Below are 12,200 nucleotides of genomic sequence, written 5' to 3' on the forward strand. Positions count from 1 at the left end.
CACAGCCTTGCCGGATTGGTGGCCACAGCCTTGCCGGATTCGAAAACTCACTCGCATATGTATAGCTATGGTATTGAGAGCTATACGCGGAGAGCCCATACAAGATATACTTATAGGGAATATGCGTACCCTCCGGTTGAGTCAGAAAGATTCCCGGACATTCACGGTACATTACCACCAGATCGAGGAGATTCATGTCTGAGACCCCCCGCCCGGAACGCAACTCTTCCGGAAACAACCGCCCCGCACGCAACGGCGGCCGTAAAGATTTCGGCAAGGGTAAGGGCGGCTTTGCAGGTCGCGATTCTCGCGGTGGCTTTAAGCGTTCTGACCGTGACGATAAGCGCGGCGGTTTCAAGCGCTCCGATCGTAATGAGAGCCGTGACGATAAGCGCGGCTCCAAGCCCGGTGGTAAGCACCAGGGCAAGGGCTTCAAGAAGGGTGATTCTCGCGGTCCGAAGCGTGGCACCGGCCCGGCTGAGGCGCCTCGTGAAGAAGCAGTAGTACGTTCCATTGGTGGCCGTGCAGGCTACCGCCCCTCCAAGTCCCGCGCGCCCGAGATCGATAGCGATGTGACCGGTCGTGAGCTGGACGGTGCAACCTTCCGTGAGCTGCGCGCCCTGGAGCCTCGTAACGCCGAGACCGTAGCGAAGCACCTGGTTATGGCTGGTCGCTACCTGGACATTGACCCAGAATTCGCGCTGGCACACGCCGTAGCTGCATCCCGCAGCGCGGGCCGTATTGCCGCTGTGCGTGAGGCCGTGGGTATTGCAGCCTATGTGGCTGAGGATTACGAGGTGGCTCTGCGTGAGCTGCGCACCCACCGCCGTATTAGCGGCTCGGTGGATCACCTGGCTCTGCTGGTGGACTGCGAGCGTGCGCTGGGTCGTCTGCCCAAGGCTCAGGAAATGATTCAGGAAGCTAAGGGCGAGAAGCTGCCCGCAGCTGTGCGTGTTGAGCTGGCCATTGTTGAGTCCGGTATGCTGCTGGATTCCGGCGACGCGGCGGGTGCTGTGAAGGCTCTGGAGATTGAGCAGCTGAACCCGAAGCGTGCCTTTGACTACAGTCCGCGCCTGTACACCGCGTACTCTCAGGCCCTGGAGGCAGCCGGGCGTGCGAAGGAAGCAGACCGTTGGGCTCGCCTGTCTGTGATTGCTGAGGCGGCACTGGGTCAGGGCGACTACAGCGAGCCGAGCATCTTCGATATTTTCGATGAAGAAGCTGAGCTGCTGGAACCGAAGGAAGTTGTTATTCAGGAATCTGCTGAGACTGATTCTGCTCAGGCTGAAGCTGATACTGTCGTTGAGGACCAGGCTGCAGCTGAAGAAGCTGAGCAGGGTCTGACCGAGGCTGACACTGTTGAGACTGCTGCGACCTCTGAAGAGCAGGCTGATTTGAACCGTGCTGAAGATACGGTCGGTGAAGCTGAGAAGAGCGACGCTGAGATTGAGCGTGAGAAGCACATTCAGGAAGAGATTGACCTGTTTGAAAACTAGGTTTTGAGTGTGTGAGTTGAAGGCTCCTATTGATGGGTACATCAATAGGAGCCTTTGGCGTATCTGGATATGTGGTGTGTACAACCTTGTTGTACGCGGGTATGAGTTGGGAGTGTAATTGCGCGGGAGTAAAGAGCGAAGACGACAAGTATTAGCTCTATTACATGGCGCATGGGACGATGCCCAGGGATTTACGTTCCCGACTTCACGTGAGCAAGCTTCCTGCCGGTTCGTTAGAGCATTATCCCATGCGGAAAGTCGGATACTCAGCCGTAGCCTTGCCGGATTGGTGGCCGTAGCCTTGCCGGATTGGAGATAAGAGATAGGGTGTAGAGAATATGAATCACTCAGAGCATGAAGACATAAGGTACACTAGAAGAGTTGCCTCCTTAGCTCAGCTGGCCAGAGCAGCGGCCTTGTAAACCGCAGGTCACCGGTTCGAATCCGGTAGGGGGCTCTTGTCATTTCCTGGTTCGTTCTTATGAATCAGGTTTTTTCTTAGCTCGTGCATGCCCTGTAGCACAGGCGGGGCGCGCACAATAATACAGCCGAGGATCCCTATGAGCACTGATCATCAAGCCTTTACCGGCGCTTTGTCTTCTTTGCCACCCAGAACTGCAGCACAGCAGCCTGTTTCTTCCGGACAGTCGGGTGCACAGAAGGAGACTTCTCGTTACCCCCTGGAATCGTTGCTGCCTTCGCGTGGTTTCCGCCCTGAGATTCAGGGTTTGCGCGCGTTTGCGGTGCTGCTGGTGGTGTTTTACCATGTGTGGTTTGGCCGTGTGTCCGGTGGCGTGGATGTCTTCTTGTTCATTTCGGCGTTTTTGCTGTCCTCTTCGAGTATTCGCAAGATTAATGAGGGTCGCCCGCTGCGTCTGGTGAAGTATTGGCTGCATGTCTTCCAGCGTCTGCTGCCGGTGGCGACGGTGACTATTGCCGGTACTGTGATTGCCTCGTTCTTTATTTTGCCGCCTTCTCGCTGGTCGGGTATGTTGGCGGATGCGAAGGCTTCGCTCTTTTACTATTTGAATTGGCATTTGGCGGCTAACTCTGTGGATTATTATGCGCAGAATGCGGCGGCGAAGACACCCTTCCAGCATTTTTGGTCGCTGTCTATTCAGGGTCAGATTTTTATTCTGTGGCCCCTGCTTTTTGCCCTGGTGGCGTATATGGTGCGGCGTCTGCGTTGGGGCTTGCTACCGACGGTTGCGCTGGTGTTCAATAGCGTATTTGTGGCGTCGTTGACCTTCTCGATTATTGAGACGGAGCTGAATCAGGGCTACGCCTATTTTGATACTCGTACCCGCCTGTGGGAGTTTGCTGCCGGTACTCTGCTGGCTATTGTGAGCGTGAAATGGCGCGCTCCGGAGCGTGCCCGCGTGCTCATGGGCTGGATTGGTGTTGTGGGTCTGGTGACCTGCGGTTTCTTGCTGCCGGTGCAGCGCGCCTTCCCCGGTTTCTTGGCTCTGTGGCCGATTATTTCGGGTGCGCTGGTGATTATGGCTGGCGAAACCTCCTCGAAGTGGGGCGTGGATAAGCTTCTTTCTTCTAAGCCTTTGCAGGGTATCGGTAATATTTCCTATGCTCTGTACCTGGTGCACTGGCCGATTTTGATTCTGTATTCGGCGGCGACGAATCAGGAGCGTGTTGGTTTTATTGACGGCACGGTCATTATTGTGGCGTCGATGGGTCTGTCGTGGCTGCTGATTCGTTTTGTGGAAGACCCGATTCGTTACCGTAAGGATCCTTTTGTCCCGTGGGTCATGATGAAGCTGCGTTTTAAGCGTATTTTTGCGGTGAATGCTTGGGCTGATCAGGTGGCGTTTATTGGCGCGATTTTCTTGATTGCCGGTGTTCCTTTGGCTGCCGCTCAGGCGTGGTTGAATTATTCGAATGCTGAGGCGACGGCTATTGCGCAGGAGCATGTGGATACGCGTGCTGAGCAGTATCCGGGTGCGCGTGCTATCGGCACCGAACGTATGGCTCTGGTGGATTCTCCCGTATCCTTGGGCGATATTATGACTCAGTATGAGTCCCTACCCGAGAAGTGCGAGGGTATTTTTGCTGTGGATCCGAAGAATGAAGCCCTAAAGCCTGATTGCAGCGCTCGAAGCGTGGGCGATAATTCGGCGCCGAAGATGGTATTTGTGGGTAACTCGCACTCTTTGCAGTCTGTTCCTTACTATGTACGCAGCGCCGATAAGTTGCATATGAATTTGCAGGTGTTCTGGATGGGCCAGTGCAGGTATCCGATGCAAGATGCGAATGCTAGTGCTGCGTGTGTTGATTTTAACCGTATGGTCACTGAGGAGCTGCTGCGCACTAAGCCGCAGACGGTGGTGCTGATCTCTACTATTGCGCATCCGCGGACGAATGAAGAGAGCGTGGATCCTCGCCTGGATGATACGGTTCGTCAGTTGACGGCTGCCGGTATTCAGGTGGTTGGTCTGCGCGATAATCCTCGCTATGACTTCAATATGTACGAGTGTGCGCAGAAGGCCGGCGATAATTTGGATTCTTGTGCTCGTCCGAAGTCTGAGAAGTACGCTGAGAAGAATCCTGCCGATGAGATTTTCTCTCGCTATGAGGGTGCAATTTCGGTGGATTTGAGCGATGTGTACTGCCCGGATGATATCTGCCGTCCGGTGGTGGGTAATGTGTATGTGTACATGGATGAGAACCATGTAACAAAGAGCTACGGCTACACCATGTCGAAGGTGGCTCTGGAACGTACGGTGCGCGGCGGTTGGATTCCGACCGGCCGGGTATCGTTTGATTAGCTAGCCTGTGCACTGAATAGAAATATATCGGCCCGCAACTCTTATAAGAGTTGCGGGTCGATATTTTATGAAGCAGTGAAGTGCACACCACGCGGCATAAAACAGCGCAGCGGGTGAGAAGAGATAGAGCGAGTTCGCCGGATTTCCGGCTTTAGGTCACGTTAGCACGGATAACAAAAGTGCTATTTTTGAGAGAGCAAAACCAAGGTAAAGTCAAGTTATCAAAAAGATGTGCCTAAATAAGGGTTTTAGCTTGCGCATAGCTTATTCCATACGTTAGCTTTGATAAGGCTTAGGTACATCTAAGGTACGCAAACACAGACAGCGGCATAGACCGCCCCGATATAAGGAGAGACCTCAATGGCCATCTCGCGCAGCGCCTTCCTCAAGGGCGCATCCCTGACCTCCCTCGCCGGCATCCTGGCAGCATGCTCCACCGGCAACTCCAGCTCCTCCACCTCCGGTAGCAGCTCCAGCGCATCTGCAGAAGCAGGCGCATTCCCCGTTACCATCAGCACCCAGTACGGCGATGTGAAGCTGGAAAAGGCACCCACCAAGATTGCAGTAGTCAACGCGTGGAAGAACGCAGACGTGCTGCTCTCCTTCGGCGTGATCCCCGCCGGCATGCCCAAGACCACCTGGGGTCAGAACTCCAACGACTCCACCGACTGGTTCGATGCTAAGCTCAAGAGCCTGGGCAAGGACCTGAAGGACATCACTCGCTACACCGAGACTGACGGCCCGGACTACACCGCACTGTCCCAGATCGCACCGGACGCAATCTTCGCACCCTACGGCATGATGAGCCAGGAGATCTTCGACAAGCTCTCCAAGATCGCACCCGTGATTGCAGCACCCAAGGGCGATAACTCCTACGACTCCTCCTGGCAGCACGTGACCGAGCAGGCAGGCAAGATGCTCGGCCGCCCCGCAGAGGCAAAGAAGATCATCGAAGACACCGAAAAGATGATCAAGGACGCAGCAGCTAAGTACTCCAACCTGGCTGGCGCAACCTACGTGGCAGGCTACTTCAACGTAGCGGACGGCACCCTGGGCGCATACAACTCCAAGGACTCCCGTCCCCAGTTCTTCAACGACCTGGGCATGACTATGGCATCCTATGCTAAGGAAGCAGAAGCTAAGGACCCCTCGAGCACCTTCCTGTCCTTCTCCAGCGAGAACCTGGACAAGGTCAATTGCGATGTCCTCTGGGCATGGGTAAACGACCCGGCAGAAATCGAGCAGGTTAAGTCCAACGCTCTGCTGGCTAAGATCCCCGCCGTGGCGAAGAACGCAACCGTGTTCGCGCAGGACAAGGCACAGGGCCTGGCAATGTCCGCAGCATCCCCGCTGTCCATTGAATGGCTGCTGAAGAACTCCAAGCTGCTGGAAGAACTCTCCGCAGCGGTGAAGGCATCGAAGGGCTAAAGCCCCGATATAACGCTACGGGCTGCCCGCTTGACCTCCTCGAATACGGGGAGGAAAAGCGGGTGGCCCGTTCGCCCTATCCTTCTCACACAGCATTCTCACCGATAGGAGTGAAACCGTGAGCACCACGGCTTCCACACCCCGCGAGCGCACCGATAACCCCGCCGATAGAGCCGCCCGAGCACAGGCTTCTTTGGCTTCCCTTTCCAGCGCGCGCCGTATTCGTCTGGGTCTGAGCGCCCTGATTCTGATGCTTCTGGCAGCCTGCGCCTTCTCCATTCTGGTGGGCGCACGCGCCCTGGATCCTTCCGTTTTTTGGCAGATGCTCTCCGGACAGCGCCCCGAGCACGCCGAAATTATTGACGCACGCATTGTCCGCACCATCTGGGGCCTCATTATTGGCGTGAGCCTGGGGCTTGCCGGGGCGGGCATGCAGGGCATTACCCGCAACCCCCTGGGCGACCCCGGTATTCTGGGCGTGAATGCGGGTGCATCCTTTGCCGTGGTGACCGGTATTGTCTTCTTCGGGGTCACCAGCGTGACCGCCTACTCCCTGCTTGCCTTTGTGGGTGCATCCCTGGCAGCGGTGCTGGTGTACGCCCTGGCAATGATCGGTAAGGACGGTGCAACCCCGGTCAAGCTGGCGTTGATGGGTGCTGCTATTACCGCCGGTCTGGGATCACTGACTAGCGCTTTTATTCTCATTAACCAGAACGCTCTGGATGATCTGCGCCGCTGGCAGGTGGGCTCCATCGCCGGTAAACACCTGGAGAATCTGTGGCCTGCGGGTCTGCTGATTATTGTGGGTGCGCTGATTGTGCTCAGCGGTGCGCGCACCATTAATAACTTCGCCCTGGGTGATGATATGGCCGCATCCCTGGGTGAGAATGTTGCCCTCAAACGCGTACTGATTTCCCTGGGTGTGACCCTGCTCTGCGGTGCCGCTGTGGCTCTTGCCGGTCCGATTGCCTTTTTGGGTCTGATGGCTCCTCACGCCATGCGCTCGCTGATCAGCGCCGATTACCGCTATCTGCTGCCCACCAGCGCCCTCTTTAGCGCCGTGATTCTGCTGGTTGCCGATACGGTGGGTCGCTTTTTATTGCCCCCGCAAGAAATCCAGGTAGGCGTGATGATTATTGCGGTGGGTGTGCCGGTCTTCATCTACCTGATTCGTACGAATAAGGCGGTGAATCTCTAATGAGCACCACTCTTGCATCTAGTCTTCACGGCGCGCAGGCCACCACGCTGTCGGGCGTGGCGAACCTACGCTCTATCCGCCGAGCTCAGGCACGCCGTCCCATCACGGGTCTGCTATTCCTTGCAGCCCTGGCGGTTGGTGCCTTCTTCGTGCGTACCCTGCTGGGCACCTACACCATTAGCTTCCCCGATTTTCTGACCCTGGTCTCCGGCGGTGATGTGCCGGTGCGCGGTGCAAAGTTCATCCTCATGGAGGATAAAATGCCTCGTGCTGTACTCGGCGCTCTTGCCGGTATGGCCTTTGGATGCGCGGGCGCTATTTTCCAGCTGCTGCTGCGCAACCCCCTGGCATCCCCGGATATTATCGGTATTTCCAATGGCGCATCCCTGGGCGCGGTCATTGCCATTATGTTCTGGGGCGCTAGCGGTGTGAATGTTTCTATTGCCGCGATTATTTTCGCTCTGGCAACTGCCGCGGTCACTATGGCTCTGGCGGCGGGTCAGGGCAATGTGGGTAATCGTTTTATCCTCATGGGTATTGGTGTGGCTGCCCTGGGTAGCGCCGTGGTGACCTATTTGATGGAACGCGCGTCCCTGGGCCAGGCAACCAACGCAACCCTGTGGATGATTGGTTCCTTGGGCCCGGCGAACTGGGACCGCATTAGCATTGTGAGCGTGGCGCTGATTGCCATACTGCCCCTGGTACTGATTGGCGTGCGACCGCTGAAAATGACCGCTGTGGGTGATGACCTGTCCCGCAGTGTGGGTGTGCCGGTGACCCTGATCCGCTGGTACTACATCGGTATTGGTGTGCTGCTGGCGGCTATCGCTACCGCAGCTACCGGTCCTATCGCTTTTGTGGCTTTTGTTTCCGGACCCATTGCACGCCGTGTGCTGGGTGGACGCCACAGCCTGCTCGGCGCTTCCCTGGTGGGCGCAACCATTATTATGTTTGCCGATTTCGCGGCGGCAAATCTGATTCCGAGCGTGCAATTCCCCGTGGGTATTTTTACTGGCGCATTTGGTGCACCGGTCCTGATTTGGTTGCTGGTCAAAAATCAGCAGAAAGGTAACTAAATGAAAACTGTCACCGAGCGCACTTTGCGTGTAGAGAACGTCAGCCTAGGCTACGGCGAAAAAACTATTGTTAAAGACCTGAGCCTGGAATTCCCTAAGGGCAAGGTTACCGCCATTATCGGCCCGAATGGCTGCGGTAAGTCGACCCTGCTGCGCGGCGTATCCCGTCTGCTCAAGCCCCTGAACGGTGATTTCACTCTGGACGGTAAGTCCACCCATTCCTACGCCATGAAGGAATTTGCGCGCATGGTGGGTCTGATGCCTCAGCACCCCATCGCTCCCGAGGGTATTACCGTTGCCGACCTGGTCTCCCGCGGTCGCTACCCCTACCAGGGCCTGTTTAAGCGCAATAGCGCCGAGGACGATGAGGCAGTGGCATGGGCTTTGGAAGCTACCGATACTTTCTCCCTGGCGGAGCGTCAGGTGACCGAGCTGTCTGGCGGTCAGCGCCAGCGCGTGTGGATTGCTATGGCTCTGGCTCAGGAGACCGATATTCTGCTGCTGGATGAGCCGACCACCTACCTTGACTTGGCGCACCAGGTGGAGCTGCTGGATCTGCTGGCTCGCCTGAATGAGGAGCGCGGTACCACCATGATTATGGTGCTGCACGAGCTGAACCTTGCCGCTCGCGTTGCTGATCACCTGGTTGCTATGAAGGACGGCGAGATTATTGCCAGCGGCACCGGTGAAGAGGTGCTGACCGCCGAAAACCTGGACACTATTTTTGGTCTGAAGGCCGAGGTTGCCGACCCCTTCAACGACGGTTCCGTGGTGGTTGTTCCTCACCCGCGCGCTCGCCTGGAGGCTGCGGCACGCGCAGCGGCGCAGCACTAATCATCTATGTGGCAGTCGGGACAGCCCCGGCTGCCGCTTTTCTATCCACTATCTATACGCCCGCATAGCGGAGCGTGTCGGGAGAATTGAGAAGATATGGCGCGTAAAGTCCGCACCTTTGCCGAGCACGCCTACGGTGTGTTTGAGTTGCGTGTTAGCCGTGTGCAGCATGTGAGCCCTTCTTTTGTGCGTGTGAGTTTAGCCGGTCCCTCTCTGGCGCATTTTAGTGCCGAGTTGGAGACTCAGGAGCCGCTGGATGCCTATGTGAAGTTCCTGGTACCTGCCGGTGATAAACCGGTGGAGATCGATTTTACGCCCTCATGGCGTCAGGATTGGTTTGCTCTGGAGACCGAGCAGCGTGGCGGCTGGATGCGCACCTACACCATTCGTGCCGCCCGCCTGGTGCCGGCTTCTGAGGCAGATAGCGCCCTGCCGAGTGCGCCCACTATTCCCGCCGAGTACACTGGCAGCCGTGAGCCCCGAGTGCTACCGGCAGGTACGGTGCCCGAGATCGATATTGACTTTGTGATGCACGCAGAGGTGGACGAATCGGGCGCCGAGCATATGGGTCCCGCCGCCGCCTGGGCGGCTTCTGCGTCCGAGGGGCAGCTGGTGAGCCTCATGGGTCCCCTGGCTGCTAGCCCCCTGTGGGCAAGCTGGGATGCTGAAGAAGCCGAGGATATTCTGATCGCCGTAGATGAGACCGCCCTCCCCGCGGCTTTATCGGTGCTGGGCTTCTATGCCCGCGCCGAGCTGGGGGAGAGCGCACCGCGCATCCGTCTGCTGGCTGAGGTGCCGAGCGTCGAAGATAGTTTGGAGCGTCTGAGTAGCCCGGAAGAGTTACCCACTACCCTGGAGATTACCTGGCTACCTCGCCAGAGTGAGCGGGGGAGCGCTTCGCGCGGTACTCTGCTTGCCTCGGCTCTGCGTGGCGCTCTCAATATTGCCGATGAGAGCGCCCCGGTCTGTGAGCGCGCCGCTGATGATGAAATTGTCTGGGGTGTGGCAGCTGGAGAGCACGTCGGTCGCTATATTTTTATTGCCGGGGAGGCCTCGCTGATCAAAACCCTGCGCCGCGTATGTGTTAACGAGGCGCAGGTACCCAAGGAGAATATTTCCTTTATGGGCTATTGGCGTGAGGGTAAGAGCGAGAACTGATAGGGCGTATTTGTACAAGGTCTACCGGTCGCGCGCTTTAAAGGCGCGTAGAGTAGAGCCTATAGAATATGTGAACGCAGATACGAAACGCAGAAAGCGAGAGATATACAATGAGCCGCGATTACCTCATTTCTCCCGAGGGAACGATTAACGGTCGGCCGATCCGCTATGTTGCCATGGGCGATTCCTTTAGTGAGGGTGTGGGAGATGAGGCCCCCAATCTACCCAACGAGGTTCATGGCTGGACCGACCGCCTGGCCATTGCCCTGGGTGAGCTGAATCCCGAAACCCGCTATAGCAATCTGGCGATTCGTGGCTATTTGATTGAGCAGATTATGGAGAACCAGCTGCAGGCAACCCTGGATTTGCAGCCTAATCTGGTGACCCTTTACGGCGGCGGTAATAATATTCTGCGCCCCGGTGTGGATCTGGACGCCGTGGTGGATCAGCTTGCTAAGGGCTTTAAGGCGCTGCGCGACGCCGGCGCGCAGGTGTTCACCATTACCGGTTTGGATGTCCGCGGCGAGGGGCCTTTTGCCCGTACCCGCCCCCGCACCGCTCTCTTTAATGAGCTGGTGCGCGAGGCAGCCGAGGAGCACGGCGTGCACATTATTGACTATTGGCGCATGCGCGATTTTATTGATTGGCGCCTGTGGGCAGCCGATAAGCTGCATATGAATAGCTACGGTCACACTCGTTTTGCGCGCCGCGCGCTGCAGGCTATGGCGGGGCCTGAGGTTGCCGAGCGTATTGCTGAGCCCGAGCTGCCTCCGCTTCAGGAGCTGACCTCCGGCCAGCAGCTGGCGGAGAATGTGCGTTGGGCTCGCGAGTTCGCCCTGCCCTGGGTGGGTCGTCGTTTGCGTGGTACCTCCAGCGGGGATAATTTGGAGCCCAAGTACCCCGAGTGGACCGACCCGGCGCTCATTGCCGAGGCTTACGCTCGTGATCCTTTTGAGGGTGTTAAGACCACCCTGGATGAGGTTTAAAGAGCGCTCTGCGAGCCCGCTTTAGCCTGGTGCGTGCGGTGCCTTTCTTACGGCGTAGAATCTGTTCTTCGGGGCAGCTTCTACGCCGTAAGAGTTTAAGATTTCGGCGGGGTAGAAGCACCCGGTGCGGGGCTGAAAAAAGCTGTGAATCAGCCCGAAAACTGCCTCGAATCCTCGACAAGAGCGCTTTAAAGTGAGCTTAAATCGGGGTTAAACCGGGGCATGGGAGCGGTTAATAGCGGGGAAAACCGGGTTAAAAGTCCTCTCGCCGGCTTAAGAGCGGGGGGATGAGCGCCTCTGTGGGTGGGCGGTTAAGGCGCTTAAATGCCTTAAAAACCTCCTTAAGCTGTTAATCTCACATTAAGAATTTCATCGATGTAATTTTAGCTAGCTCACATTGGCGGTCATAGTGACCAAAAACCCCGAAATTCCGGGCTAAAAAGCCCCATTGACTTGCAAAAACAGCCCAAAATGGTAGAATGGTCTAGTGCTCTTTTGAAGCCCCACAGGTACTTCCGGCACCTGCCGGTAGGGAGCGAAATCCGCTTAAAACAGCGGTTTTTAAGCTCAAAACCGGCGTGTAGGCTTGCGAGAGGGTACGGAATTAACCTAATATTTAACGCTGTTCGTAGTGGTGGAAACGCCTCTCGACACTAATAAGCTTCACCGTTTTTCCCGTGGCGGGGATTGACGACCGGCCTCTCACCCGGACGACAATCTCAAACACTCTAGCCCGGCGAATAACCCGGTGCTTCTACATTGGTGACGGGACGCTAACGAGTAACCTCGACTGCGCAACCCGTCATAAAAGTCAATCAATAAGGAGTGAAACATGGCAGCAGTCTGCCAGGTGACCGGAGCTGTTCCCGGCTTTGGACACAGCATTTCGCACTCGCATCGCCGCAACAAGCGTCGATTCGATCCGAACGTTCAGAAGAAGACCTACTGGGTTCCTTCGCTGCGTCGTAAGGTAACCCTGAACGTGTCCGCTAAGGGCATCAAGGTGATCGATGTCCGTGGCATCGACGCTGTTGTTGCAGAAATCATCGCACGCGGGGAGAAGATCTAGTAAATGGCATCCAAGGCTAAGGACCTGCGTCCTATCATCAAGCTTAAGTCCACTGCTGGCACCGGTTACACCTACGTGACCCGTAAGAACCGCCGCAACAACCCCGACCGTATGGTGCTGAAGAAGTACGATCCCGTTGTACGCAAGCACGTTGACTTCCGAGAGGAGCGCTAAG

At 56.7% G+C, this 12,200-nt stretch carries 10 protein-coding genes and 1 tRNA gene; all 11 read left to right on the top strand.

Going from position 1 to position 12,200, the window contains the following annotated elements:
* Positions 1-194 precede the first annotated feature (194 nt).
* A complete protein-coding gene (locus Q4P78_RS03125; protein WP_303338864.1) occupies positions 195-1,496 on the top strand; it encodes a M48 family metallopeptidase in 1,302 nt (433 codons plus the stop codon).
* Between the two features lie 383 nt (positions 1,497-1,879).
* Positions 1,880-1,953, top strand: a tRNA-Thr gene (locus Q4P78_RS03130).
* 103 nt (positions 1,954-2,056) lie between these two features.
* Positions 2,057-4,276 carry an acyltransferase family protein gene (locus Q4P78_RS03135; protein WP_303338865.1) on the top strand — a complete coding sequence of 740 codons (2,220 nt, stop codon included), beginning with the start codon at positions 2,057-2,059 and terminating at the stop codon, positions 4,274-4,276.
* A gap of 360 nt (positions 4,277-4,636) precedes the next feature.
* Entirely contained in the window at positions 4,637-5,704 is a 1,068-nt protein-coding gene (locus tag Q4P78_RS03140) for an ABC transporter substrate-binding protein (RefSeq protein WP_303338866.1), read from the top strand.
* Between the two features lie 118 nt (positions 5,705-5,822).
* On the top strand, positions 5,823-6,902 hold the full coding sequence (locus Q4P78_RS03145) for an iron ABC transporter permease (RefSeq protein ID WP_303338867.1): 1,080 nt from the start codon (positions 5,823-5,825) through the stop codon (positions 6,900-6,902).
* Positions 6,902-7,978: an iron chelate uptake ABC transporter family permease subunit gene (locus tag Q4P78_RS03150; RefSeq protein ID WP_303338868.1), complete on the top strand. Its 1,077-nt coding sequence runs from the start codon at positions 6,902-6,904 to the stop codon at positions 7,976-7,978. Before Q4P78_RS03145 ends, Q4P78_RS03150 begins: the two co-directional genes overlap by 1 nt.
* Positions 7,979-8,812, top strand: a complete 834-nt coding sequence (locus Q4P78_RS03155) for an ABC transporter ATP-binding protein (RefSeq protein WP_303338869.1) — start codon at positions 7,979-7,981, stop codon at positions 8,810-8,812.
* 96 nt (positions 8,813-8,908) lie between these two features.
* Entirely contained in the window at positions 8,909-9,970 is a 1,062-nt protein-coding gene (locus tag Q4P78_RS03160; protein ID WP_303338870.1) for a siderophore-interacting protein, read from the top strand.
* Between the two features lie 110 nt (positions 9,971-10,080).
* Positions 10,081-10,956: an SGNH/GDSL hydrolase family protein gene (locus tag Q4P78_RS03165; protein WP_303338871.1), complete on the top strand. Its 876-nt coding sequence runs from the start codon at positions 10,081-10,083 to the stop codon at positions 10,954-10,956.
* 832 nt (positions 10,957-11,788) lie between these two features.
* The gene (gene rpmB / locus Q4P78_RS03170; protein WP_279790730.1) at positions 11,789-12,025 is read left to right on the top strand and encodes a 50S ribosomal protein L28; all 237 of its coding nucleotides are present in this window, start codon (positions 11,789-11,791) and stop codon (positions 12,023-12,025) included.
* A gap of 3 nt (positions 12,026-12,028) precedes the next feature.
* On the top strand, positions 12,029-12,199 hold the full coding sequence (gene rpmG, locus Q4P78_RS03175) for a 50S ribosomal protein L33 (RefSeq protein WP_004005967.1): 171 nt from the start codon (positions 12,029-12,031) through the stop codon (positions 12,197-12,199).
* The last annotated feature ends 1 nt before the right edge of the window (position 12,200 follow it).

Source organism: Rothia sp. (in: high G+C Gram-positive bacteria) (assembly GCF_030540545.1).
Lineage (GTDB): Bacteria > Actinomycetota > Actinomycetes > Actinomycetales > Micrococcaceae > Rothia.